This is a genomic window from Streptomyces sp. CNZ287 (assembly GCF_007827615.1).
This window is the reverse complement of sequence record NZ_VISV01000020.1, coordinates 145184-169976: the sequence shown is the minus strand read 5'-3', so window position 1 is coordinate 169976 and position 24793 is coordinate 145184. Positions and strand designations below refer to the sequence as shown.

General features: G+C 74.2%; 24 protein-coding genes and 1 pseudogene. 10 read left to right on the top strand and 15 right to left on the bottom strand.

What is annotated here, in order from left to right; translation table 11 throughout:
• Positions 1 to 214: 214 nt before the first annotated feature.
• On the bottom strand, positions 215 to 841 hold the full coding sequence (locus FB457_RS29375; RefSeq protein ID WP_347615829.1) for a TetR/AcrR family transcriptional regulator: 627 nt from the start codon (positions 839 to 841) through the stop codon (positions 215 to 217).
• A 110-nt stretch (positions 842 to 951) separates the two neighbouring features.
• On the opposite strand from FB457_RS29375, the gene FB457_RS29370 reads away from it, so the two are divergent.
• Complete coding sequence (locus FB457_RS29370) at positions 952 to 2373, top strand: MFS transporter (protein WP_145783796.1); 1422 nt, start codon at positions 952 to 954, stop codon at positions 2371 to 2373.
• An 83-nt stretch (positions 2374 to 2456) separates the two neighbouring features.
• A complete protein-coding gene (locus FB457_RS35470; RefSeq protein WP_186462061.1) occupies positions 2457 to 2744 on the top strand; it encodes a hypothetical protein in 288 nt (95 codons plus the stop codon).
• Positions 2745 to 3040: 296 nt separating this feature from the next.
• Here the strand turns inward: FB457_RS35470 and FB457_RS36540 are convergent, their stop codons facing one another.
• Both FB457_RS36540 and FB457_RS35465 read right to left on the bottom strand, forming a co-directional pair.
• Positions 3041 to 4693: a serine/threonine-protein kinase gene (locus FB457_RS36540; protein ID WP_347615827.1), complete on the bottom strand. Its 1653-nt coding sequence runs from the start codon at positions 4691 to 4693 to the stop codon at positions 3041 to 3043.
• A 262-nt stretch (positions 4694 to 4955) separates the two neighbouring features.
• Positions 4956 to 5285 carry a hypothetical protein gene (locus FB457_RS35465; protein WP_186462064.1) on the bottom strand — a complete coding sequence of 110 codons (330 nt, stop codon included), beginning with the start codon at positions 5283 to 5285 and terminating at the stop codon, positions 4956 to 4958.
• A 36-nt stretch (positions 5286 to 5321) separates the two neighbouring features.
• On the opposite strand from FB457_RS35465, the pseudogene FB457_RS36535 reads away from it, so the two are divergent.
• From FB457_RS36535 to FB457_RS29340, 3 genes and pseudogenes are all read left to right on the top strand, one after another.
• Positions 5322 to 5744, top strand: a pseudogene (locus tag FB457_RS36535) (hypothetical protein); the annotation flags it as partial.
• 167 nt (positions 5745 to 5911) lie between these two features.
• The gene (locus FB457_RS29350) at positions 5912 to 6898 is read left to right on the top strand and encodes an aminoglycoside phosphotransferase family protein (RefSeq protein WP_145783790.1); all 987 of its coding nucleotides are present in this window, start codon (positions 5912 to 5914) and stop codon (positions 6896 to 6898) included.
• Positions 6899 to 7073: 175 nt separating this feature from the next.
• Positions 7074 to 8816, top strand: coding sequence for a hypothetical protein (locus tag FB457_RS29340; protein WP_486589174.1), 1743 nt, complete (start codon positions 7074 to 7076; stop codon positions 8814 to 8816).
• On the opposite strand, the gene FB457_RS29335 is transcribed toward FB457_RS29340, so the two are convergent.
• From FB457_RS29335 to FB457_RS29315, 5 genes are all read right to left on the bottom strand, one after another.
• Positions 8806 to 10971: a hypothetical protein gene (locus FB457_RS29335; RefSeq protein WP_145783788.1), complete on the bottom strand. Its 2166-nt coding sequence runs from the start codon at positions 10969 to 10971 to the stop codon at positions 8806 to 8808. The genes FB457_RS29340 and FB457_RS29335 overlap by 11 nt on opposite strands.
• A gap of 129 nt (positions 10972 to 11100) precedes the next feature.
• Entirely contained in the window at positions 11101 to 11841 is a 741-nt protein-coding gene (locus FB457_RS29330) for a L,D-transpeptidase family protein (protein ID WP_047016567.1), read from the bottom strand.
• The gene (locus tag FB457_RS29325; RefSeq protein ID WP_047016568.1) at positions 11841 to 12638 is read right to left on the bottom strand and encodes a hypothetical protein; all 798 of its coding nucleotides are present in this window, start codon (positions 12636 to 12638) and stop codon (positions 11841 to 11843) included. Before FB457_RS29325 ends, FB457_RS29330 begins: the two co-directional genes overlap by 1 nt.
• A complete protein-coding gene (locus FB457_RS29320) occupies positions 12619 to 13158 on the bottom strand; it encodes a SigE family RNA polymerase sigma factor (RefSeq protein ID WP_047016569.1) in 540 nt (179 codons plus the stop codon). The genes FB457_RS29325 and FB457_RS29320 overlap by 20 nt, the downstream gene beginning before the upstream one ends.
• A gap of 104 nt (positions 13159 to 13262) precedes the next feature.
• Positions 13263 to 13826 (bottom strand): DinB family protein, encoded by a 564-nt coding sequence (locus FB457_RS29315; protein WP_047016570.1) that lies wholly within the window; start codon positions 13824 to 13826, stop codon positions 13263 to 13265.
• Between the two features lie 83 nt (positions 13827 to 13909).
• Between FB457_RS29315 and FB457_RS29310 the strand changes: the two genes are divergently transcribed.
• Positions 13910 to 14581, top strand: a complete 672-nt coding sequence (locus FB457_RS29310) for a phosphotransferase family protein (RefSeq protein WP_047016571.1) — start codon at positions 13910 to 13912, stop codon at positions 14579 to 14581.
• Positions 14582 to 14602: 21 nt separating this feature from the next.
• Here FB457_RS29310 and FB457_RS29305 read toward each other — a convergent pair whose 3' ends face one another.
• Positions 14603 to 15268 carry a class I SAM-dependent methyltransferase gene (locus FB457_RS29305; protein WP_047016572.1) on the bottom strand — a complete coding sequence of 222 codons (666 nt, stop codon included), beginning with the start codon at positions 15266 to 15268 and terminating at the stop codon, positions 14603 to 14605.
• A 216-nt stretch (positions 15269 to 15484) separates the two neighbouring features.
• On the opposite strand from FB457_RS29305, the gene FB457_RS29300 reads away from it, so the two are divergent.
• From FB457_RS29300 to FB457_RS36525, 3 genes are all read left to right on the top strand, one after another.
• Positions 15485 to 15799, top strand: a complete 315-nt coding sequence (locus tag FB457_RS29300) for a hypothetical protein (protein ID WP_486589173.1) — start codon at positions 15485 to 15487, stop codon at positions 15797 to 15799.
• 223 nt (positions 15800 to 16022) lie between these two features.
• Entirely contained in the window at positions 16023 to 16601 is a 579-nt protein-coding gene (locus FB457_RS36530) for a hypothetical protein (RefSeq protein ID WP_253911280.1), read from the top strand.
• Positions 16598 to 17509, top strand: coding sequence for a CehA/McbA family metallohydrolase domain-containing protein (locus FB457_RS36525; RefSeq protein ID WP_253911281.1), 912 nt, complete (start codon positions 16598 to 16600; stop codon positions 17507 to 17509). The genes FB457_RS36530 and FB457_RS36525 overlap by 4 nt, the downstream gene beginning before the upstream one ends.
• Before the next feature lie 52 nt (positions 17510 to 17561).
• On the opposite strand, the gene FB457_RS29290 is transcribed toward FB457_RS36525, so the two are convergent.
• The 4 genes from FB457_RS29290 to FB457_RS35455 form a co-directional block, all read right to left on the bottom strand.
• A complete protein-coding gene (locus FB457_RS29290; protein WP_145783786.1) occupies positions 17562 to 18839 on the bottom strand; it encodes an MFS transporter in 1278 nt (425 codons plus the stop codon).
• On the bottom strand, positions 18836 to 19972 hold the full coding sequence (locus FB457_RS29285; RefSeq protein WP_145783784.1) for a PLP-dependent cysteine synthase family protein: 1137 nt from the start codon (positions 19970 to 19972) through the stop codon (positions 18836 to 18838). The genes FB457_RS29290 and FB457_RS29285 overlap by 4 nt, the downstream gene beginning before the upstream one ends.
• A gap of 92 nt (positions 19973 to 20064) precedes the next feature.
• Positions 20065 to 20547, bottom strand: coding sequence for a hypothetical protein (locus FB457_RS29280; RefSeq protein ID WP_047016575.1), 483 nt, complete (start codon positions 20545 to 20547; stop codon positions 20065 to 20067).
• A 77-nt stretch (positions 20548 to 20624) separates the two neighbouring features.
• Entirely contained in the window at positions 20625 to 20777 is a 153-nt protein-coding gene (locus FB457_RS35455; protein ID WP_164492540.1) for a hypothetical protein, read from the bottom strand.
• Here FB457_RS35455 and FB457_RS29275 point away from each other — a divergent pair.
• Positions 20776 to 21117, top strand: a complete 342-nt coding sequence (locus FB457_RS29275) for a VOC family protein (protein ID WP_047020057.1) — start codon at positions 20776 to 20778, stop codon at positions 21115 to 21117. The genes FB457_RS35455 and FB457_RS29275 overlap by 2 nt on opposite strands.
• Before the next feature lie 202 nt (positions 21118 to 21319).
• Here the strand turns inward: FB457_RS29275 and FB457_RS29270 are convergent, their stop codons facing one another.
• Both FB457_RS29270 and FB457_RS29265 read right to left on the bottom strand, forming a co-directional pair.
• A complete protein-coding gene (locus FB457_RS29270) occupies positions 21320 to 21865 on the bottom strand; it encodes a GNAT family N-acetyltransferase (protein WP_253911282.1) in 546 nt (181 codons plus the stop codon).
• A 106-nt stretch (positions 21866 to 21971) separates the two neighbouring features.
• Positions 21972 to 24536, bottom strand: coding sequence for a polysaccharide lyase family 8 super-sandwich domain-containing protein (locus tag FB457_RS29265; RefSeq protein ID WP_145783782.1), 2565 nt, complete (start codon positions 24534 to 24536; stop codon positions 21972 to 21974).
• Positions 24537 to 24793 lie beyond the last annotated feature (257 nt).

Sequence of the window (24793 nt, the reverse complement as noted above, 5' to 3'; positions counted from 1 at the left end):
GTGCCCATCGCCCGCATGTTCGACGTCGAAGACCTCGTCGGCCTGCCGAACGAGACAGACCGCGCCGCAGGCCACGACCTCCCGAAGCAGCGCCAGCCCGGGCCGGACCGCGCCCGGTCGTGATGCACGTGCCTGTGCCTGGTGAACCGCGTCGACGGATGGCCGATCCGCGTGGCCATACCGGCAGAGCCTCCCGGCTGACTGACGTGCCCGGTCAGCCGGTGGCCGGTGGGGAGTAGAGGGCGTCGATGGCGGTGAGGACGAGGTCGCGGGCCCGGTCGGCGTCGTAGGCGTCGATGAGGACGTAGTAGGCCAGGCCCTCGGTTGTCGCGGTGAGGGTGACGGCCTCGCGGTCGGGGTCGAGTCCGGGGCGAAGGTGTCCGGTGTCCTGGTCGCGGCGCAGTGCGGCGGCGAGGTCGCCGTGGAGGCCGGTGTAGAGCTGCCGCATCCGCTCGGCGATGGCGGCGTCCGCGAGCGCCAGGGCGTTGAAGGACTGGCGTACGCGCAGGTGGGCCCAGGTGGTGGGGTCGTAGGGGATCAGCTCGGTGAGCACGGCGGTCAGCACGGTGCGGGGCTCGGCGGTCTCCAGGTCCTCCCCCGCCCGGGTGTGGATGCGCTGCGAGCTGAGGGCGTTGCCGCGGTCGAAGGCCGCGTCGATCAGGTCGTGCTTGGCGGGGAAGTAGTGCTGGACCCGGCCGGGGGACACGCCTGCGCGGGCGGCGGTCGCGTTCAGCGAGACGGCTGCCAGGCCCTGGTCGGCGACGATCGCGAGCACGGCGTCGGCGATCTCGCGGCGGCGTTCGTCGTGCCGGGCGCCGGGGCCGCGGGTGCGCGGGCTCACGGCCGACCCCCTTTTCCAATGTGGATGCATCGGATTGACCTGTCGAGTCTAGCTGGTTACGTTCGAAGCAAAGCAATGCGCTCACATTGATTTGTCTGCGGAGAGTGGAGATGGTGCTGGCCCTGTGCTGCCTGGCCCAGCTGATGGTTGTCCTCGACGTCTCGGTCGTGAACGTCGCACTCCCCTCCATCGGCGCGGACCTCGGCTTCGACACCGCCGGCCTGCCGTGGGTCGTCAACGCCTACGCGCTGGTCTTCGCCGGCTTCCTGCTCCTCGGCGGCAGACTCGCCGACCTCTACGGCCACCGCCGCGTATTCCTCCTCGGACTCGGAATCTTCACCGCCGCCAGCCTCGCCGGGGGCCTGGCCACCGGCCCCGGGATGCTCGTCGCCGCCCGCGCGGTGCAAGGGCTGGGCGCTGCGGTGCTCGCCCCGGTGACACTCACGGTGCTGACCGCCGCCTTCCCCGAGGGCACGGGGCGCACCCGGGCGGTGGCCATCTGGACCGCGGCCGGATCAGCCGGCGGCACCGCGGGCAACCTCGTCGGCGGCCTGCTCACCGAGGCGCTGTCCTGGCGGTGGATCCTGCTGCTCAACGTGCCGATCGGTGCCCCCGCCCTCGTGGCCACCGCACGGCTGCTGTCCGAGAACACGACGCGCGAGCGGCGGCGGCAGCGGCTCGACCTGCCCGGCGCGGTGCTCGCCACCGCCGGCTTGCTGGCGCTCGCGTACGGCATCGCCCGCTCCGAGACGTACGGCTGGAGCAGCCCGCCTACCGCTCTGCCCCTGGCCCTGGGGCTCAGCGCGCTGGTCGGCTTCGTCGCCCTGCAGGCCCGGCCGGCCGCCGCCCGCACCCCGCTGCTGCCGCTGCGGCTGTTCCGCGCCCGCGCCATCTGGCTCGGCAACGTCCTGATGCTGCTCGCCGGCGCGTCCCTGGCGCCGATGTGGTACTTCCTGTCCCTCTACATGCAAAACGTCCTCGGCTACGGACCACTCGAAACCGGTCTCGGCTTCCTCCCCCACACCGTGCTCGGCGTGCTCCTCGGCGTACGACTGACGCCGTGGGCGATGCGCCACGTCGGCGCCCGACCCCTCATCGCCGCCGGCACCCTCACCGCGGCGGCCGGCTTCCTGTGGCAGAGCCGCGCCACCGACGCCAGCACCTACTGGTCAGGCGTATTCGGCCCCGCCGTCGTGATGACCCTCGGCAGCGCCCTGTTCATCACCCCACTCACCGCCACCGCCCTCTCCGGCATCCCCCGCTCCGACAGCGGCGCCGCCTCAGGCGTCATGAACACCGTCAAACAGGTCGGCAGCGGACTCGGCCTCTCCACCCTCGTCGTCATCGCAGCCCCCCGCGCCGAGGACCCGGCCGCGCTCGCCGCGGCGTACTCACGCGCCTTCATGGCCATGGCCGCCCTGCTCGCGGCAGTCGCCACCCTCGCCACCGCCCTGCCCGGCAAGGCACGCGACGAGCCGGACCGCGCCCGGGCCGCAGAAGGCAGCGGGATCGAGACGAGCCACGAGCGGTGAATGCCCGTTGTCACCGGCACTGGCGCCTCCGGCCCTACCCTGGCGGATTCCGCAGGCTCGGCCATGACGGGTCGGCGGGTGTCGTGCTGGTGCTGGCCTTCGCCGTCTCCTTGCTGGTCATCAGAGTCGGCCGGCTGTTCGTGATCGCGGTGGCGGCAGTCGGCATCCCGGTGGCCGTACTCACGCCCCAGCTGGCGGGACACATCGTGCTGGACAACCGCGGCGTGCAGCTCTCCGCGGAAGTGGCCGCGGTGGCACCTGCGTCGGACCGGCCCGGGCCGACGAGGCAGTATTGCTCGGTTCCCGAAGTCCCGGGCTCCTACGCTCCGGTATGGCCTTCTACACCCTCGCCAGGTTTACTACGCACCTGACGGACACGGACGCCGACACCGCGCTTGCGGCCGTTCGCCAAAGCCTCTTCGACCACGTACGCGGGCCCCTCCAGGATGACGCCGCCATGCTGCTCCTGCGCTACCGCAGGGACGCCCCCTCCTAAGGGCACACCGCGGCCGGCCCCTCACACACGTGCGGGTCACAAGACGACGTGTCCTGCGAGTCGGTGGGCTTCCACATCAGCGCCCTACGGGAGTGGTGTGGTCTGGGACATCGCACGAGCAACCTCGACGGCTGCCCGGCCGTCGCCCCGCAACCGCCCCGACGGGCCTGCTCAGGCCGAGTCCTCCACGGTGGCGGCGAGGAACTTGATGATCTCCTCGGCGCCGGTGCGGGTGGTCTTCCTGTCGTTCTCTTCGGGGTCGTCGCCGCGGGAACGCATGTAGATGATCTTGATGAAGAGATTGCTGTCCCGGAACGCGGCGCTGGTGGAGTTGAAGCTGTGGAAGACGTCGCCGCCGACGGTCTTGTCGACGCTCTCCTTGTCCACGCGGATGACGGCCTCGTCCCCGATCTCGCCGGGCATTCCCAGGCTGACGTACGCTTCCCCGCCCAGGGACTCCCTTCCCTTCTCCTCTTCCATGTGCGCCCGCGCCTTGCCGGTGGCGCCGAATCGGTATGCGTAGACGATCACGTGGCCGTCGACCGGTACCGACGCGAGTTCGTCCGTGTCCCACTCGCACGTGCGGTAGTCGGCCTTGTCGCTGAACTCGCCGGGGCGCGGCTGCTCCACCAGCGCGCCCAGCAGCGCGTCCTTCGACAGTGCGCCGCAGACGTCCGGGATGTTCTTGAAGCCGACGGGCGGCGGGGTGGATTCCTGTGATGCGCTCCGGTCGTCGTCGCCGTTTCTGTCGGCGTCGTCGGTGAGGAGGATTGCCGCGCCGGCGGTCACGGCGGCGGTCAGGACGAGTGCCGGAATGGCGACTCGTGCCTTCCGGAAGGCGGGGCGGGGCGTCGCCGGTGGCGCGTCGGGGGCGGCGACCGCGCTCGCCTCCCGGGTGGGGTCCACGGGAGGGAGCGGAGTCGTGGTGCCCGGCCTCGTGCGGGGCCGGGTCCGGTCGTCCCCCCGGCCGGCGGGGTCCGCCGCACCGTCGAGCCGGCGCAGTGCCTCGGCCACGTCGGCAGCGTCGCCGTGGCGCTGGTCGGGCTCCTTGCGCAGCAGCGTCAGCACCAGGTCGTCCCAGCCGGCCGGGACCGCGGGGGCGAGCGTGCTGGGGGCGGGTGGTTCGAGGGTGAGGTGGGCGGAGAGGTAGCCGACGGCGTCGGGGGACTCGAAGGGGAGCCGGCCGGTGATCAGCTCGAAGAGCAGGCAGCCGAGCGTGTACAGATCACTTCGTGGCTCGGCGTGGCCACGGGCCTGTTCGGGGGCCATGTACGAGGGCGTGCCCACGATGTAGCCGGTCCGGGTGAGCCTGTCGGAGGTGGCGTACGGATCGGCGGCACGGGCGACACCGAAGTCGAGGACCTTCGCACTGCCGGACGGGGTGATGAGGACGTTGGAGGGTTTGATGTCGCGGTGCATGACGCCCATGCCGTGGGCTTCGGCGAGCGCGTCGCATATCTGCGCGCCCCAGCGGGCGGCGTCCGGCAGACCCACGGGTCCGCGGCGCAGCGTCACGTCCAGGCCCTCGCCCCGGACCAGCTCCATCACCAGGAACGGGATTCTGGAGTCGCCGTCGCCGGACTCGCCGAGGTCGTGGATGGTGACGATGTTGGGGTGTTGCAGGCGGGCGGTGATGCGTGCCTCGCGCAGGAACCTGGCGCGTGCCTCGTCGCCGCGGCTTCCGCCGCCGCTGAGCAGGGAGACGACCTTGACGGCGACGGGCCGGTCCAGCGTCTCGTCCCTCGCCTCCCACACCTGCCCCATGCCGCCTTCACCGAGCTGCCGCACCAGCCGGTAGCGCCCGTCGAAGAGTTGGTCCCGCACTGTCGCCTCTCCCCCCGTCGCGAACCCCGCACCCCGCCCGCCGTCCGGCGTCGGCCCCCGATACCGGAACGGCGTGACGACGATCATGGCGCAAAGGCGCTCCCGCCAGACCCCATAGCCGGAAACCCACGCGAGCCCCCGGGATGCGCGCGTGATCCCCACGTTCCAACCGGTCAGTCTGGTGGTCTCGTTGGCCGCCTATCAAGTCCGGCCGAGGCGATCGAGGGGCCGGTTCGGTTCCCGTCGTGGCGGAGCGCCGGTTTCACAGCACCCTGCGGAAGCCGGGCAGCCGTCGTATGCGGTCGGCCAGCGGGAAGCTGATCAGGAGGGCGAGCGCGGCCACCAGGCCGAAGGACAGGGGTGCTTGGAGGCCAGCCGCGGGCGCACGGAACAGACGACCGGCCGAATTACACGAAGCCGCCTCGACGTGTTCTTGACGTACTGGCTCACCATGCGCACGCAGCTTGAGTTCACCGCCTCCGCCCTGTTCAAGGAGTTCGAGCGCTGGCTCCTTTCGTCCGCCATCCCCACGGAGGAGGTGTTTGCCGAGTTGACGCGATACGCCGAGATCTACGACCTCATCGACGACCACCCGCTGCACGGTACGGAGGGCCGGTTCCTGTATCGCATGAAGGTTCTTCAGACCTCCACGCCGATGCCCCTACTCCTCTTCCTCTACGGTCTGGACGAGTCCGTGCTGTCACTGGAGCGCCGTCGACGCGCGATCCGCGCAGTCGACAGCTATCTCGTTCGCCGGGCGGTGCTCAATCTCAGCACTCGCGACTACAACAACGTCTTCCGTGATCTGGTCGCGGCCGCGGTCCGGCAACCAGACCGTGCGGACGAAGCCGTCATCCGGTCCCTCTCCGCTATGCAGGGCCACCACCGTCATTGGCCAAGCGACCAGGAGTTCCGTGCCTCGTTGGAACAGGACCCCATCTACTCCCGGCTCGTCCGCCGCAGCGTGCGCGTCATGCTGGAAGCGTTGGAGGACGAGTTGCGCACTGACCACACCGAACAGCTGACCGTTCCGGTCGGCGAGCACGCGGGTGCGAAGTTGACCATCGAGCACGTCATGCCGCAGAGCTGGCGCGACAACTGGCCGCCCCTTGAGAACGATCCGTCCGAAGGAGCCGACCGGGTGTGTACCCGGTCCCCGGTGACCCGTCCGTGCGGTAGATGTTCTCCCCCGAGGCGTCATCGGCGAAGGGAACGGGTGTGGAGAGCATCACGAAGAACAGGCAGTCCCCCGACGCTCTGCGCGCCATGGTCGAGCGGGCGTACGGGGCCGACCGGGTGCCCGTGGGGGACGGGTGGGCCGTCGAGTTGGGGCACGGGTGGTTCAACGTCGCCTATCGCATCCGGTTGCGTGACGGGGCCGAGGTCGTGGTGAAGATCGCGCCGTCGCCGCAGGTGGAGGTCATGACGTACGAGCGCGGCGCCATGGCCGCCGAGCTGCGCATGCTGGATCTCCTCCGTACGCACACCACCGTGCCCGTCCCCGCCGTCGACTTCGCCGACCTCAGCCGCGAGCTGTGCGACGCGGACTACTTCTTCATGCCGTACATCGACGGCGACAACCTCGGCGTCATCGCGAAGGAACTCCCCGCCGCCGCGCGGGACTCGCTCATGGAGCAGGTCGGCGCGGCCAACCGGGAGATCAACTCGCTGCGCGGAGACGCCTTCGGGCCGCTCGCCGGGCCCGGGGAGCCGAGCTGGCGGCGGGTGTTCACCGGCATGGTCGAGGACGTCCTCGCCGACGGCGAGCGCCGCGGTGTCGACCTCGGCTGGGGCTACGACACCGTGCGTGCCGTCGTGGACGCCCATGCCGGCAGCCTCGACGAGGTGACCGAGCCGCGTCTCGTGGAGTGGGACCTGTGGGCAGGCAACGTCATGGTGCGCGACGGCAAGATCGCCGGGATCATCGACCACGAGCGGGCCTTCTACGGCGACCCGTTGATCGAGTCCGGCTTCGCCGGCACCCAGATGGCGGCCTTCGGCCACCCGGTGCCGTTCATGCGCGGCTACGGCCATCCGGAGCTCACCGCGACGCAGCAGGTGCGCCGCCGCCTGTACTGCCTCCATCTGATGCTGATCATGGTCATCGAGACGGTCTACCGCGGCCACTCCGACAGCAAGCAGTACGACTGGGCCCGCATCCGCCTCGACGAGGCCATGACCCTCTTCGGCCATACCCGCCGCTGACGGTCGCGCCCCGCACCCGCGGGGCCGCGGGCCTCTCTCCTCCTCGGCTGTACGTGCGGGCGGCACGGCCCGCTGACTCCGCCCCCCTCAGCAGGCCGGTCGTCTGCTGCCGATGCCGCACCGCACCGTCTAGGGTGGCGGGTTCACACCCGGGTGGCGGCACGTGGGGGGCTGGATGGCGGAGGCGCGGGAGGGCTGGGTACGGGTTCCGGTGGGGGAAGGGGCTCGGCGGTGGGCTTCCCGGGGGCGGTGCCGGCGGGTGCTGTTCGTCGTGCACAACGTCACGTCGGCCACCCGGCTGCTGGACGTGATGCCCCTCTTCGACGACGACCTGCGGGTGCAGATGCTGGCGACGTGCACGGGGTCTTCGCCGTTCCAGGGCGGCGTGGGCGAGTTGCTGGCGGCGGTGGGGGTGCCGGTGCTGCCGTGGGAGCAGGCGGTCCGTACGCCCGTCGACCTGGCCGTCTCCGCAAGTCTGGGTGGTCAAATAGCCGCATTGCACGGCAAATTGGCAGTTCTGTCGCATGGCGTTGGATATACTAAGAGGCTCAGGTCGCCGGTCGCCGGTCGCCGGTCGCCGGACGCCGGACGCCGGGCTCCCGTCTTCGGGCTGGCGCCGGAGTGGCTGCTTGAGGACGGGCGGCCCGTGGCCGACGCGTTCGTGCTCTCGCACCCCGAGCAGGCGGAGCGCCTGCGGCAGTCGTGCCCCGAGGCGGCCGGGGCCGCGGTGCTGGCCGGGGATCCGTGCTTCGACCGGATGCTCGCCGCCCGCGGGCACCGGGACCGGTTCCGGCGGGCGCTGGGCGTACGCGACGGGCAGCGGCTCGTCGTGGTGTCCGCCACGTGGAACCCCGAGGGCCTGTTCGGCGACGGCGGCGCGGGCGACGTGCTCCCGGCTCTGCTGCCGCGGCTGACGGGCGAGCTGGCCGCCGACGAGTACCGGGTGGCGGCCGTCCTGCACCCCAACATCTGGCAGGGGCACGGCCCCGGGCAGGTGCGGTCCTGGCTCGACGGGGCCAGGCGCGGCGGGCTCGCGCTCGTCGATCCGCTGGGCGGCTGGCGGCAGGCGCTGCTCGCCGCGGACGCGGTGATCGGCGACCACGGAGCCGTGACGTACTACGCCGCGGCCCTCGGCGTGCCCGTAGCGCTGGCGGCGGCTCCGCTGGACCACGTCGACCCGCGGGCGCCGCTGGCCGGCTTCCTCGCCGACTCGCCCCGACTGGACCCGTTCGCGCCGCTGCCGGCGCAGCTCGACGCGCTGATCGCCGGCCACCGACCGCAGCCCGGTCCTGCGCGGTTCACCTCGTCGGTGCCGGGGGAGTCGGCGGGCCGGCTGCGGGAGTTGTTCTACGGGCTCATGGAGCTGCCCGAGCCCGAGCGGCCGGCGCTGCTGGAACCGCTGCCGCTGCCCGCGTACGAAGCGGTCCACCGCAGCGCCCCGATGCGGGTGCTGACCCGGCTGCCGACCGGAGCGGGCGCGGTCGTGCTGCGCCGGTGGGCCGATCCCGCGTACGAGCCCGGTGGCGACGGCGCCGTGCACACCGCCGTGCCCGAGGACACCCGCGACCCCGGCCGCCTCGACCTGGCCGACGTGATCCTCCGTCACGGCACCCCCGACGACCCGCGCTTCGGCTCACCCGCCGCCTGGTGCGCGGAGACCCTGCGGCGGTACGCGCACTGCGCCCTCGCCGCCTACGTCACAGGACCCGGCGACTGCACCGTCCGCACCCGCGACGGCGACGCGCTCATGCTCACCGCCGTCCCCGGAGCCGCCGACGCCGACCCCACGGCCTACGCCTCCGCCCTGCACGCCTGGCTGGCGGCGGGCCGGAGCGCGGCCGCCCTCGCGGAGCACGGCCTGCTGGTCCGTACCGGCGCGCACGAGCACCGCGTGACCGTCGCCCCGCTCAGGGCGTGACGCAACGCGCCCGTACGGACCGCGCGTAGGCCAGCGGGTGCTCGGCCCGCTGCGCGTCGAGCAGGGCGATGGCCTCGTCGATCAGCGGCAGGCCCCGGGCGGGCGCGGCGGCGAGCACGTGGGTCTCGGCGAGATCCGTCAGGGCGCGGGCGCGGTTGTAGTCGTCGCCGATCTCCCCGAAGGACCCGACGGCCGTACGCAGCAGGGCTATCGCCTCCTCGAAGCGGCCGTCGAGGCGCAGCGCACGCCCGCGGTGGCGCACGAGCAGCGGCCGGGCACGGCGCAGGTCGGCGTGGCCTTCCTCGCCGGGGGCGATGGTCCCGTACAGCGTGTCCGCCCGGTCGAAGAGGGCCAGCGCCTCAGGCCCCGCCCACTGGCGCAGCCGCAGCAGGCCCAGCGCCTCGACCGCGGAGGCGTGCCCGCGTATGTGGCCCGCCGTCCGATCGTCCTCGGCGGCGGCCAGGAACTCGGTCTCGGCCTCGGCGTGCTCGCCAAGCTCCGTCAGGCTCATGGCCAGTTGGAAGCGGAGGGCCGCGCGATCACGGAGGGCCGCGCGGTCGCGGAGGCCGGTGGCGCGCGGCTCGCTCTCCGGCGCGGGCAGGCGCAGGGCCGCGCGGAGCGCGGGGACGGCCTCCGCGTGCCGGCCGGCCTTGAGCTGCAGCGGCCAGAGGGCGCGCGCGAGGCGCACGGCCGCGGCCCGGTCGCCGGCGTCGGCGGCGGCCTGCACGGCCTCCAGGACGTTCGCCGCTTCCCGCACCAGGGTGCCGAGGGCCTCGGCCTTGCCCAGCGGCGGACCGGGCCTCGACGGCCGCGGTACGCGCCAACTCTCCGGCAGCGCCTGGTGGGCGGCGTCCTCGGCGAGGTCGGCGTAGCCGCGTACGACGCGGGCGGCCGACTCGGCGCAGGCGTGCGGGCCGTCCTCGTGCCGGGCGAGCAGCTCGGCGTGGCGGCGTACGGCGGGACGGAAGCGGTAGCGCCCGGTGCCGGCGGGCTCCAGCAGACCGCGGTCGGCGAGGAGGCCGAGGAGGGCCGCGGCGGGGGTCGCGTCAGGGTCGGGGGCCAGGGGCTGGTCCGGCTGCGTCGCCCAGGCGGCGGTCCTGGCGTCGATGTGGGGCCAGTCCCGTAAAGCCAGCAGCCGGTACATCCGGGCGGCGTCGGCGTCGAGCGCGCGGTACGCGGACTCGGTCAGGGCGGCGACGGGCCCGGCCGCGTCCGCGGCACCCCGCGCCGTATCGTCGTGCACCGACAGCAGCGGCGCGGCCGTACGCAGCGCGTAGGGCGACCCGGCGCAGCGCACCAGGAGGTCCTTCGCCGTGTCCGGCGCCGCGGCCACGGCTTCCGGCCCGGCGAAGTGCGTGAGCAGCCGCCGGGCGTCCTTCGCCGCCAGCGGCCCCAGCGCCACGGGCACGGCGTCCAGACCCGGCAGCGGGTGACGGGCCGTCACGAGCGTGAACACCCCGGGCGCGGAGGTCAGCAGCGGGCGCACCTGAGCCGCGGAGTACGCGTGGTCGAGGACGACCAGCAGCCGCAGTTCGCCGACGAGCCGCCGCCACAGGTCCAGCCGCCCGTCCGCCGCGTGCGGCGTCTCCTCCGCCGGCAGCCCCAGCTCCCGCAGCAGGCGGCCGGCGACCACGGCCGGGCCGAGGGCGCTCTGCGACGACCAGCCGTGCAGGTCGACGTGGACCTGCCCGTCGGGGAAGTCCGCGGCGCGCCTGCTGCCCCAGAACAGCGCCGTGGCGGAGGTCCCGATGCCCTCGGGGCCGTGCAGCAGCGCCACGCGCGGCCTGCCGTCGAACTTGCGGTCCGCCTCGCGGTCGAGCAGCCGTAAGGCGGGGCGGCGGTCGGTGAAGTGCCGCGTAGCGGCGGGCAGACGGGGCGCACCTACAGAGCCGGGGCCGGAACCGGCCGGCAGGGTGGACGCGAACCGCTCCCACAGCCGGGCGAGTTCGGGATCGCGCGCGGCCCCCTCCCGCAGCAGCGCGGCCACCCGCTCCACGTCGGAGGCCCGCCCGGGCGCCCGCACCTCCCGCCCGGCGGCCCTGCGCACCAGCGCCCCGGTGGTCTCCCACGCGGCCCGGCCCACCTCGTTGGCCATCCCCATGCCGATCGCGCCGAGCACCCCGGAGATCGCGGCCAACGACACCGGATCCGTCATCACACACCCCTCCCCTGCGCGCCGTAGCGAGTTGGTACGACTCCGAAGAGTAACGCGGGTCACCGACAGCGGTGTCCGGGACGGCGGCGAGGGCAGAACACGGCAGCAGAGCCCGGCGTCAGCCCCGCGTCAGCGGGCGAGCCAGTTCTCCGGGCCCATCACCGCCACCGGGTGCTTCCGCGGGTCCAGGCTGCGCAGCAGGGTGCGCATGTGGGGTTTGGCGAGCGAGACGCAGCCGCTCGTCGGGCCGCCGTGGTCGACATGGACCCAGATGCCGCCGCCGCGGGCGTCGCCCAGGGGGCGGGTCCAGTCGAGCGGGGTGGTGCCGGGCTTGCGGTTGTAGTTGATCGCCACGACGTAGTCGAAGGAGCCGGCGAGGGGTTCGCCCTCGTAGCCGCGGCCGGTGGCGGTGAAGGCGGGGCCGTGGTCGTACGGGAGCTTCGTGCCCGGGTCGGGGTCGAGACCGCCGGCGTCGGTGAGGCCGTAGACCCCGGTCGGGGTGCGGAGGTCGCCGGCCAGGTGGCGGTGGGTCCAGCCGCGGAGGGCGTTGTGGGCGGGCCAGGTGGGTCCTGCGCGCCAGCCGCCGGGGCCGCGTTCGTAGAGCACGGCGACGGAGCCGGACGAGCGGCGGTCGGTGCCGGTGACGACGAGGGCCTGGCGCGCGCGGGCGGGGACGCGGGCGCGGATGCGCGGGCCCAGGCCCGGTATGTCCCGCGGCAGTCGCGCGGGGGCCGCCGCGACAGGCGAGCGGGTCGGCGCGGGGGCGGGCGGCGGGGCGGCGTCTGTACGGGGCGGGGCGGCCTCCGTGCAGGCCGCCGCGGCGAGCAGGGGGAGTCCGATCGCGTACAGCATCCGGCGACGAGGCAGCATCAGCGGTCGGTCCGCTCCGGTCGGCGGGGTTGTCCCGCGGGGTCGAAGCGCATCGAGCCGAGGACGGTGCTGGCCTCGGCGACGTCTCCGTTCGCCGGGGTGGCGAGGCAGACCGTGGCCAGTACCTGCACTCCCTCCGCCGCGCCCGCCGGGCTGCGTACGGCCCACAGCTCCTCGGTGCCGCCCGCGACGACGCACGCCTTGCCCAGCTCGCGATTGCGCAGGCCAGGGTCGGGTTCCTTCGGCCCGTAGAGCAGTCGCAGGGTGATCAGCGTGCCGCGGCGGGGCAGTTCGCGCGGCGGGGTGGTGCAGGTGCCGTCCGCGCCGGTGGGGCAGGGCTCGGGGGAGGGACGGAGGGACAGGCTCGCGACGTAGCCGACGTACTCCCCCTTCGGCGAGTCCGTACGCACCGTGCGGCTGCTCCAGCCCGCGGGCACCTCCAGCGTGAGGTCGGACAGCTCCGTCAACCGCGTCTCGGCGTCCCGCCGTTCCGGCGACCCGGCGTCCGCGGCGGGAGACGTGGCGCGGGGCGGCGTGTCGGCGGCGGGGAGCACCTGCGGCAGGAGTACGCCCACGGCCGCGGCCGTCGCGGTCGCACCCCACACCGCGCGCCGGTACCGGCGGCGCCGCAGCGCCCGTCCCCGTATCCGCTCCATCCGCTCGGCGGGAGCGGCCGGGCGCGGGACGGCGCGCTCCAGCAGTGCGCGCAGCGCGCGCTCCTCCTCGGCCGACTCCATGCGGTCGGCCGAAGCGGCCGGCTCGCCCGGTCCCGCCGTCTCAGCCGCGTTCCAGGCCACCGGACTCACCGCCCTCCACCAGCTCGGCCTCGGGCAGCAGGCCGCGCAGCGTGCGCAGCGCCTTGGCGGACTGGCTCTTGACGGTGCCCGGCGCGCAGCCGAGGGTCGCCGCGGTGTCCTGGACGCTCAGGTCCTCGAAGTAGCGCAGGACGACCACCGCGCGCTGGCGCGGCGGCAGGCGGCGTATCGCGGCGGCGAGCGACTGCTCCAGGTCCACCTGCGCGAAGGCGTCGGCGGGGGCCGCCGCGTCGGGCAGCTCGCCGTGCGGCACCTCGCCCCACCAGTGGCGGCGCCACCAGGAGATGTTGGTGTGCACCATGGCCGTACGGACGTACGCCTCGGGGCTGCCGTCCGCTATCTGCTCCCACTTCGGCCACACCTTGGCCAGCACGGTCTGCAGCAGGTCCTCGGCGAGCTGGGCGTCCCCGGTGAGCAGCCAGGCCACGCGGAGCAGCCGCGGCCCGCGGGCCGCCACGAACTCCTCGAATCCCGGCGGCTGGGCCGCGCCCCGTCTCAGCATCCTGCGCCTGCCATCCGGTCCCCACTTCACGTCGCACACTCGTCGAACGCGATGAGGTCCGCGCCGGGTTGCCTCCCCTGCGCCCCTTCAGCTACCGCGCGCCGCTACTGCCCCACCCGGCCGTCGACGCACTCGCGCAGCAGGTCCGCGTGGCCGCAGTGCCGCGCGTACTCCTCCACCCGGTGCACCCACAGCTCGCGCACCGACGTGCCGTCCTTGGGCAGCCGGGCGCCCAGGTCGGTGTACGCGCCCAGCACCGCGTCGCACTCCGCCTGCTCGCGGGCGAGGTCGGCGAAGGCGGCGTCGACGAGCGCCTGGTCGGCGGCGGCGCCGTGGAAGTCGGCGTCACGCTCGCCGTAGATCTTGGGGGCGGGGTTCTCCGGCACGACCCAGTTGCGCCAGTCCCGTTCCACCTCGGCGAGGTGGCGTATGAGCCCGAGCAGCGACATGGTCGACGGCGGCACGGAACGGCGCGCCAACTGCTCGGCGGTCAGCCCCTCGCACTTCATCTGCAGCGTGAGCCGGTAGTTGACCAGGAAGTCCTGGAGCGTGGCCAACTCGCCGTCGGGACTGGAGTCGTTGTTGCGGGGGTCCTTGTCGGGGTCGGCCCACATGTCGGGGTAGACGCTGGCTTCGGTCCACCGCTGAGGTGCGTCGTCGTCACTCACCGTACACACGATGCGGCTCGGCGACCGGACACGCAAGCGAATATCGGCGCGCGGGCGCCGGGGCCGAGGGGAAAATTCGGGGGATGCGTCCGATGAAGCACGGCTACACCAACCGCACCTTCGGCGACGGCGCGGTGATGCGGAAGACGTACGACGGGCCGGACGCCGCATTCGGGCTGCACCGCGAGCATGCGCTGCTCACCGCGCTGCGCGGCCTGCTGCCCGTACCGCCGGTGCGGACCGCGTCCGCGGACGCCCTGACGCTCGGCCACGTCGCGGGCGTGCCGGGCCAGGAGTTGCTGGACGGCGGGCGGGCCGCGGCCGTGCCGGCGGCGTGCGGGGAGGTGCTGCGGCGGATCCACGGGGTCGCGCCGGACGTGCTGCCGGAGGGCGGGACGGCCGCGGGCACCGTGCTCGTCCACGGCGACTTCGGGCCCGGCAACCTGCTGCTCGACCCGCGGACCTGCGCGGTGACAGCGGTGGTGGACTGGGAGTCCGCCCGCCGCGGTGCCGCGGTGGAGGATCTGGCGTGGTGCGAGTGGACCGTACGGACCCACCACCCCGGGCGGCACGGCGCACTCGGCCGCTTTTTCCGCGCGTACGGCCGGGAGGTGCCGCCGTGGCCGGCGCGGCGGGCGGCGATGCTGGCGAAGTGCGCGGAGATGCGGCGGTTCTGTGAGCGGTGGGAGCCGGGCGGTCCGGGCGTACGGCTCCGGGCGGAGCGCGCGGCGGCGACGGCGGGCTGGACGGAGTAGGGCGGGCGTCACGCCGCGGCGTCAGACGGGCCGGCCGTCGGGCCGGGGCGCGTCGTAGACGAGGCTGTAGCGCCAGAACAGGCGGCGGCGTATCCGCGCGCCCGGCAGCTCCGCCGCCGCGGCGGCCCGGATCTCGGCCAGGGTCTCCTCAGGGTCGGCGGTGGGCGCGGTCATGTGGACGGGTACGGCGTCGGCGCGCGCCGGGTGCTTCGCCAGCCCGACGAGCGGGTTCGCGACCACCGCCGGCAGGGCGGCGGCGAGGTCGGCGGCGCCGGCCTCGCGGTAGCACCCGACGACGACCAGCCGCCCGCCCGGCGCGAGGCAGTCCCGCAGCTCGCGCAGCGTGGGCACCAGCGGCATGTGGTGCAGTACGGCGACGAGCGTGACGCCGTCCCAGCGCCGCCCCGGCTCGCGGCCGGCGAAGTCGCTCCGTACGACGGTGACCGCCGGATCGCCGTCGAACCGCCGGGCCGCGACGGCGGCGAGCGCGGCATCGGGTTCGAGCCCGGTCACGGCACCGCCGCGCCGCCGCAGCAGCGCCAGCAGGTTCCCCGCCCCGCACCCGACGTCCAGCACGTCCCGCGCCCCCGCCTCGGCGACCCGCCGGGCGATCCACGGGCCGTAGTGGTCGTTGTGGCTCCAGGGATGCCGCCGGTTGAAGCGGCCGAGCGCGTCCATGACTCCCATACGGCACACGCTAGCCGGACGCGGACACCGTATTGACTTCGCCGGACGGCGGGGGTTACAACGTTGCACTCGGCTGTCGGTGCGGACCGGAGGACGGGTGCGGGGACGGGTTCTGGCGCGGGACGGGGCGGCTTGGGCGATTCCGGTGGCGCTGGGCGTCGACGCCGTCGGGAGCGGGCTCTATCTAGGAGCGCGGAGGCGGTCGCGGCGGTCACGGTGCTCGTCGGCTACCTGGCCCTGGTGATGCTGCTCTGGGCGGCCGCGGAGATGCTGCACGGGCCGGCCTCCAACGCGCTCTCCGCGGACGCGGCGCCGGAAGGGGCGCGAGGCACGTATCTGGCCGCGTTCCAGTACTCGTTCGCGACGGCGGACATGGTCACGCCGGGCCTCTTCGGGCTCCTGTACGGCGTGGAGCGGGTGCTGCCGTGGGTGGTGGTCGGCTGCCTGGCGCTGGTCGCGAGCGTGGCGATACGGCCGCTGGAGGAGCGGCTGACGGGCGTACGGGCGGGGCCGGAGGGGGCGGCGGCCTGAGGCCGCGCGCGGCCCGTACGCGGGCGGCCCGTACGCGGGCGGCCCGTACGCGGGCGGCCCGTACGCGGGCGGCAGAGGCGGCCACCGCACCGCGGAACCCGGCACCGGCGCTTCCCGCGTGATCTGTTGTTCTCCGCCCTCGGCACCGCCGTTCACGCCCCGTTCCGTTCCGCCGTCGAAACTCGCTGGTCGCCCCCCGCGACGCGAAGGAGAGGCCCGCAGCATGAACGAAGGACACATCGAAGGCGCCGAAGGTCCCGAGCGCACGGGGATCTCGCGGCGCCGCCTCGTCCGGTACGCCGGCGTGGGGGCGACGCTCGCGGCGGCCGGCCCGCTCGTCGTGAGCGGCGAGGCGGTCGCCGATGACGCGCGGGGGAACGCCGCGGGCGGGCGCGGGAGCGACGGGCGGCGTGCCTGGCGGGCCGGCGACCACCACGTGCACTCCGAGTACAGCGGCCGGTTCGACACGTCGACCAACCCGCCGACGTTCCACAAGGGCGCCGACGCGGTGTACCCCATCGTCACCAACGCCATCATGGCCAAGCACTTCGGCCTCTCCTGGGTGATGTGCACCGACCACGGCGGCCCGACCCACTCGAAGGTCAACCTGGAGCTGGCCTACCCCGACCTGCTGCGCTCGCGCGTCCTCGTGCCCGAGGTCCTGCAGTTCTGGGGCATGGAGTTCGACGCGCCCGCGCTGGACCACCACACCCTGATGATCCCCCACCACCGCGACGAGGCACAGCAGTTGTACGAGCTGGAGCGCCGGTTCGCCAAGCTCGACCCGTTCCCGGCGGAATGATCGAGTTCCTCAAGGCCGCGACCACCATGGACCGCAAGCCGCTGGTGCTCGCCCACCACGCGTCCCGGTCCGCGCCGGGCCTCGGCGTCTACGGCCAGGACACCCCGCGCGAGTTCCGCAACGGCAACGACGTCGCCCCGGACGTCTATGTCGGCTTCGAGGGCGCCCCCGGCCACCAGGCGGGCCCCCTCGTCGGCGGCGCCCGCGGCGGCTACGGCAACCACCCCACGTACGGCGGTTTCGACCAGATGACCGCGCGCCTCGGCGGCCTGTGGGACGCGCTGCTCGGCGAGGGCCGGCGCTGGTGGATCACGGCCACGTCGGACTCGCACGTGCACTGGACGCGCGGCGGCTCCGACTTCTGGCCGGGCGAGTACAGCAAGACGTACGTCATGGCGCGGCAGGACTACGCGGACGTCATGGACGGCCTGCGCAACGGCCGCGTCTGGGTGGGCACCGGCGACCTCGTCACCTCCCTCGACCTGACGGCCGGCAACCGCGGCCGCAGCGCGGCCATGGGCGAGACGCTCACCGTCAGCGGCCGGAACGGTGCGGACGTGGACGTCGAGATCCGCTTCCGCCCGCTGGACGGCGAGAACGGCAACGGCGATCGCCCCGAGGTGCGCCGCGTCGACCTCATCACCGGCGGCATCACGGGCCCGAGCGCCGACCGCGACGCCGACACCAACCCGACCACCAAGGTCGTCGCCCGCTTCGGCCCGAACGACTGGCGCCGCCAGGGCAAGGAGTACGTCATCCGGCACACCCTGCGGGACGTGGACGGCGACATGTACGCGCGCGTGCGCGGTACGAGCACGGACGAGGCGGAGCCGGCGGCGGACGGGCTGGAGAGCCCGTGGGAGGACCTGTGGTTCTACTCCAACCCGGTGTTCGTCAGCGTCCGTTAGGGGCGCCCACGCGCGCGGTGCGGCTCACGCCGGCGCCCCCGCCGGCACCGGGTCAGGCGGACGCCGGCTCCGGCTCCGGCCGCATCGCGCGCAACCGCCCGCCGCGGGCCAGCGCCGCCAGCGCGCCCGCGCAGGCCGCGCCCGTCGCGGTGAGCACCAGCCACGGCAGTCGCGGATACCTCTCCGCCGCGTCCCACAGCGCGCCCGTCGCCAGGTTGCCCAGCGTGATGCCGAGGCCGGACACCGTGTGGTAGAGGCCGTAGTGCGTGGCGACGAGACGGCCTCCTGAGAGGGACACCACGGTGTCCATCTCGAAGGGGTACGCCAGGGCCGTACCCAGCGCCAGCAGGGCGGCGGCGAGCAGCAGCGGGGTCAGTGCCGCCGCGGCCGCCGGCGCCCCGCCGCCGCCCGGCGGGGCGCCGGTGAGCAGGAGCGGCAGAAAGGCGACGCCCATCAGGGCGATGCCGTACACCAGGGCCCGCTGCGCCGGCCAGCGCTTCTTCGCCCAGCCCGTGACGCGCAGTTGGCCCGCCGCGGCCACGCCCGCCGAGACGGCGAAGAGCGCGGTGGTCACTCCGTCGCCCGCGGCCGGGAAGGCGCGGTGTGCCTGGAGGGGGAGCGCCAGATACACCTGGAAGGAGAGGACGTACGAGCCGATCATGGCGGCGGAGAAGAGCATGAAGGGGCGGTTGGCGACGACCGTGCGCCAGTCGGCGAGCACCCCGCGCGCCCCCGGACGCTCGGCCCGTACGGCTTCCCCCTCGGGCAGCGCCAGCACCTGCACCACGGTCAGCCCCAGGAACAGCAGCGCCGCGACCGTGCACGCCAGCCGGAAGTCGGCCGCCAGCAGCGCCAGGCCGACGAGCGGGCCGACGAACATCCCCGTCTGATAGAAGACGTTGAACAGCGCGAACGCCTCCACGCGCCGCTTCTCGCCCACGGCCTGAGCGAGGTATGTCCGCACCGCCGGGTTGAACAGCGCCCCCGCGAAGCCCGTCAGCGCCGAGGTGACGACCAGCACGGGCAGCGACTGCACGAAGCCCAGCAGCCCGAACCCCGCCGTCCGCAGCACGCACCCCGCGACGATCATCGGCTTGCAGCCCAGCCGGTCGGCCAGCGTGCCGCCGACCAGGAACATGCCCTGCTGGGAGAAGTTCCGTACGCCCAGGACCAGGCCCACGGCCCACGCCGCCATGCCCAGCCCGTCGGCGAGATGCGCGGCGAGGTAGGGCATCAGCATGTAGAAGGCGGTGTTGATGGTGAACTGCTGCACCATCGGCAGCCGCACCCCGCCGCCGTACGAGCGGAACTCGCGCACCAGGTCCCTCATCGGGCCGGCACCCCCGCCGACACGGCCGTGACGTTGGCGCAGCGCGTCCAGCGCTCGACGGTCCGCTCCCCCGGGTGCCCGATCTCGTCGGGGTCCGCGGCCGGCGGGCGGTCGAGCAGGTCGTGGGCGCGGCAGTGGTCGTCGCTGAAGACGGTGTTCCAGTACCGCTGCACCCCGTCGGGGAAGACGGCCGCGATACGGACCGAGGGCCCCTCCGTACGCGCCAGCCACCCCGCGACCAGCGCCACCGCGCCGACGCTCCAGCCGCCCCCCGCGTAGTGGTGCCGCACCAGCCGCCGGGCCGCCCACACCGCCTCGTGCGCGGCGACCCAGTGGCACTCGTCGAACGCCGCGTGGTCGACGTTGCGCGGGTGGATGCTGCTGCCGAGCCCGCGCATCAGGCGCTCACCCGCCGGCTGCCCGAAGACCGTGGAGCGCACCGAGTCCACCCCGACGAGCCGCATCCCCGGCGAGAACGCGCGCAGCGCGCGGGCCACGCCCGCCGAGTGGCCGCCGGTGCCGACCGCGGTGACGAGGACGTCGACGCGGCCGAGCTGGACGGCGAGTTCGAGGGCGAGGGCGTCGTACGCGGCGGGGTTGTCGGGGTTGTGGTACTGGTCCGGGCACCAGGCACCGGGCCGGGCGGCCAGCAGTTCCGCGACCCGGTCGCGGCGGGCCTGCTGCCAGCCGCCGGTGGGATGCGGGGCGCGTACGACCTCGACGCGCGCCCCGTACGCGGCCAGTTGGTGCCGCATCAGCGGCTCCAGACCCGGGTCGGTCACGAGGGTCACCGGGTGGCCGAAGGTGATCCCGGCGAGCGCGAGACCGAGGCCGAGGGTGCCGCTGGTCGACTCGACGACGGGAGCGCCGGGCGCCAGCTCGCCGCGGCGGCGGGCGGCGGCGACCATGTGCAGCGCGGACCGGTCCTTGAGCCCGCCGGGGTTGGCGCCCTCCAGCTTGGCCCAGAAGCCGTGGCCCGCCGGGCTGAAGGGCTCGCCGATCCACAGGACGGGGGTGTTGCCGACGAGCCCCGCGGGGGTGCTGCGGGCGCCGTCGGCGGGGGCGGGGAGGCGATGGCCGGCGGCGAAGCCGCGGAGGTCGCCGGGGGAGACGGTGCGCAGAGTGGAGTGCATGGGTGGTCCTTCGGCGGCTGCGCGGGTACGGGGCCGGGTGTTCGCGTGCGTACGTGGGGGGGCGCCGGGCGCGCGCGGGCGCGCGGGGGCCGTCACGTACGGCTGACGCAGACCAGGCGGAGGAGGGCGGCCCCGGGGCGGGCTGCGGGGAGGACGGCGGCGGCCGGCGGCGCGGCGCGGGCCCCGCCGTCATCGCGGAGCGCACCGGGGGCGGGGGCGGGGACGGCCGCGGCGGGGTGGGCGGCGGAACCGGCGGGATCGTCCCGTACGACGGCGTGCGGGAGGGCGGCCGAGGGCTCGCAGCACGGCTCGCCGCAGTCGGCGTGGCCGGCGTGGTCGTCGAGGTGGTCCTCGACGTGGCGGGCCGCGTGCGCCCGCGTCACCTCCGCGTACGCCACCGGCGCCAGCGCCAGCGCGGGCGTGCTCCCCCGCAGACTCCCGCCGCCGTCGTGGTGCGGCGTACCGGCGTCCACGCACGCGAACACCGGGGCCAGCACGACGATCGCCAGCCCCGCGAGGAGAGCGATCACGGCGCGGCAGAGTCGCGGCAGCGAGGCGGCGTGAGTACCCGGCACGCGACTGAGCGTAGCCACTTCTGCCCCACCCGCACTTTATTCGCCTCTTTCAGGTGAAAAAAGAGGAGGCGAGTTGACTAGCTCTCGCGACGGGTCCGGGCCAGGGAGCGGTCGGTGAGGCTGACGAGGAGGTTCAGCACGGCCCCGCCGGTCAGGCGTACGCCCTCCGGCGGCCGCCCGGGGGCGGTGTCAGTGGCGGTGTCAGTGGCGGTTCCTACGATGGCCGGCATGAGCGTCGATCTCTTCGCCTGCGTCTCCGTACGGGACTTCGCGGCCGCGCTGAGCTGGTACGAGCGCCTGCTCGGGACGCCGCCGACCTTCGTGGCGTCCCCGGAGGAGGTGGTGTGGGAGCTGGCGGAGCACCGTTCGCTGGCCGTCGAGCACCGCCCGGAGCACGCGGGGCACGCGCTGACCACCGTCTTCGTCGGCGACTTCGACGAGCGGGTGGCCGCGATATCGGCGCGCGGGCTGGAGCCGGTGCAGCGGGAGACGTACGGCAACGGCGTGCGCAAGGCGGTCTACCGCGACCCCGACGGCAACGAGATCGGCTTCGGCGGCGCGCCTGAGTAGCGCCGGAAGCCGTCACAGTCCCACGTCGCGCCTGCGGTAGTCCTCCAGTGCCTCGCGGCGGACCAGCAGCCGCGCGTGACCGCCGCGGGTCCGGCCACCGCCCGCCCCGGCTCGACCACCGGCCGCGGCACCGAGGCCCGCGTGCCCGTACGTATCGCCCTGTGCCCGCCCGCGGAGACCCTGGGCCCCACCCGCCCCCGTGTCAGGCCGACGGGCGGCGGTGCGTCCAGAGGTCCAGCGGCGGGGTCGGCGGCACCGGGTGGAGGCTGCCCGTTCTGGTCCAGCCCCAGGTCTCGTACGCCGCACCCGCCGCCGCGTTGTCCTGCGGCAGCAGCGCCACCGCGGGGGACGGCGCCCAGCGGGCCAGCAGGTGCTGCTGCAGCCGGGTGGCGATGTGCCGGCGGCGCTGGTCGGGCACCACCATCAGCTCCGCGACCACGAACGCCCGCGGGGACGAGGTGACTTCCGCCAGCGCCAGCGGCGGCCCCTCGGGGAAGTCCGGCCACCACACGCCCGAGCGGTCCGCCCGGAACCCGTACGCGCAGCCCACCGGGCGGTCGCCCCCGGCCAGCACCATCTCGAACCCCGGCCGCTGCACGTGGTCTTCGAGCCGGCGCAGGAAGCCCTCCCGCTCCGGCGCCGCCCCGCCGACCGCGCCGTTGTACGCCGCGACGTAGACGTCCGCCACGGCCTCGCGCTGCGTGTCCGCCTGCCACCGGCTCAGACCACGTAAGAACAACTCGGACACTCGTCCTCCCCCGGTCCGGCCGGCCGCGACCGGCCCGAGCCCCTGTGACCACAGGGTAGACCCGCCGACCGCCGTGCACATGCCCCCGAACCGGACGACCTGCCGCCTACTTCTCCAGGCTCACCGTCAGGCTTCTGCCGTACGCGTGATGCGTGTCCACCACCAGCTTCGTCCCGCCGGCCACCCGGCTGACCCGGACTGCGTCGTCCCCATCGGCCTTCCGCAGCGGCCGCCCGCGCAGCACCACGGTGACCGTGTCGCGGTCCATCGTCGGATCCGCCACCGCCACCTCCACGCGCCCGTCGTCCCCGGTCCTCACGAGCACCGAGGCCGGCCCGTCGATGCTCAGCTCCGCGGTGTCGTGGCGGCCGGGGGTGAAGGCGTTGGCGGCGGTCAGGCGGAGGCCGGAGTGGCGGACCGCCTGGAGACGCGGGGAGTTGGCGGTCACGGTGAGCGGGCCGCCGCGGCGGTACGCGTCCAACTGCGCGGCGGAGGCGTGCGGCACCAGCGCGTACGCCAGGCGCGCGAGCCCGTGCCGCGGCTCGTGGTCGACGGTGGCGCTGAACACGGTGCGCGTCACCGCCGTGTCCGGGTTGCCGGTGCGTACGACGCGGCGGCTGCGCGTGACGTCCTCCAGCCCGACCCGTACCCGGGGTGCGTCCAGGAAGACGTACCCGACGGCCGTGCCCTCCGCGGCGTCCGCGTAGCGCAGCCAGCTCAGTTGCGCCGTGCCGGGCCCCTCCCAGGCGCGGCCGTCGCGGCGCACGCCGGTGACGGCGACGTCGGCGGAGGGGTCCGCGGTGCGGGCGTCGACGGTCGTGGTCACCGTGCGCCCGGCCGGGTCGCCGACGCCGGCGGCGAGGACGACGATCTCGTCGTCGAGCATGAACCACGACTTGGTGGCGGTCGCGTTGCGGTAGACGACGAAGTCATCGGGGAGGCGTTCGCGTTGGGCGTACGCGACGTCGTCGGACTGCACCATCGCGGACGTGCCGTACGCCCCGAGGACGGCGCCGCCGGAGTGGCGGTTGGTGCCGCGCGGGAAGTAGACGTAGGTGTTCTGCGACTCGGAGGACGAGGTGAAGTTCAGCGGGTGGCCGGGGTTGTCGTACCAGAGCTTGCCGTCGTACAGCTCCGGCACGGTGCCGCGCCGCTCGACGGGCGCGGTGGCGCCGGCGAGGCCGTAGGGCGAGACGACCGTGTAGTAGTCGACGCCGTACGCGCGCGTCTGGTCCTGCCCGGAGAGGTACAGGTAGTACGCGCCGTCCCCCTGGAACCAGGGCATCAGGTTCTCGCCGCTCATGTACTCGTACTTGCTGATGCGGTCCGAGCTGCGCGCCAGCGCGAACGCGAAGCCGGGGCGGCGGTGGACGTGCTTGTCCATGGCGTTGTACGCGACGCTGCGCGCGGCCGGGTTGAGGTCGGCGGGCGGGACGGCGTCGTCGCCGACGATGTCGGCGTAGCGCACGACGCTGACGGGGGAGATGAAACCCGCGGGGTCGAGGGCGGCGCGCGAGGTGGCGCGGATGTGCTTGACGTAGCTCTTGAGCGCGGCGGCCTCGGCTCCGGTCGCGTAGTCGGCGAGGTCGACGACGGCCTCGACGACGGCGGCGACGTCGGTGTAGCCGGAGGTCGTGCGGACGACGGCGCGGCCCTTGACTATCTCCATCATCCAGCCCTCGAAGATCAGCGGCGCGAAGCCGTCGCGCACCCAGCGCTGCACGACGGGCACGAGCGCGCCGGTGTTCGCGAAGCCCGTGCCGTCGAGGATCTTGAGCGTCTGGACGACGCGCGTGAGCAGCCCCTTCCCGTACGAGCCGGTGTACGCGACGGAGTGGTGCTGGATGAACGAGCCGTCGGCGTAGTAGCCGTCGGTGTTGCCGTGGCGGATGTCGTACGGGTCGATGGTGGCGAAGACGGTGAGCTGGTCTTCGAGCGCCTTGGCGATGCGCGCCTCGCCGCCCGGCTCCTGGGCGGCGGCGAGCAGGGCGCCCTGGAGGATGCGGTTGGTGGTGATGTCGGCGAGGTTGGCGCCGGTGTGGAAGCGGGAGTCGAGATCGACGTCCCCTTCCTTGCCGTTGCGGAGGTACGCGTCCATGGAGGCGACGTACGTCGTGAGCAGGCCGGCGGGGACGGCGCCGGGGACGTCGGCGAGGAGCGCGAAGGTCTTGCCGACGTGGGTGGAGATCGCGATCTCCCAGTTGTGCCAGTTGCCGTAGTAACCCCGGGCCTGGTCGCCGTAGTAGCGCTCGTGCAGCCACACCAGGCCGTCGACGGCGCGTTGCTGGGCGGCGGTGTCGCCGTGGAGGCCGCCGCCGGGGGCGCGGGTGGCGAGGGCGATCTCGTAGAGCATGCGGTACGAGGTGGCGAGGTTGACGTCGCTCGTGCCGAGGGGGACGCCGGTGAACAGCTCGGTGGTGGCGGTGCCGGTGCCGGCCATCGCGGCGAGGTTGGCGCGGGCGGTGGCGTGGAGGGCGGCGACCTTGGCGGCGGCCTCGGGGCGGGCGTTGCTCTCGGCGGTGCCGGCGAAGACGGCGCGGGTGTTCGCGAGGAGGAGGGCGGGGTCCGCGGCCGCGGCGCTCCCGGCGGCGAAGCCCGTACGGGCCGGGAGGACCGCCAGCAGACCGGCGGCGGGCAGGGTGGACAGCAGGCGTCTGCGGGTGAACTCCATCGGGTTCCTCCCCCGGTGCGTTGGGGCACTGGCAGCCGGAGTCAAGCAGATGGGGGAGGCGCCGACAAGCGCTTGCGCCCCCCTACCGGAAGATCGCGCCCGGAGATCGCGCCGGAGGGGAACGGGCACGTGACGGGCAGGGCCCGGCGCACAGGTAGCCGGAGCGCACCGGCGGGAAGACGATCACCTACCGCCCGGCCCCGCCCGGTGGAACCCAGCTTGATGCATGAAGCTGTGGTCCCTCGTGAACTGGGAGG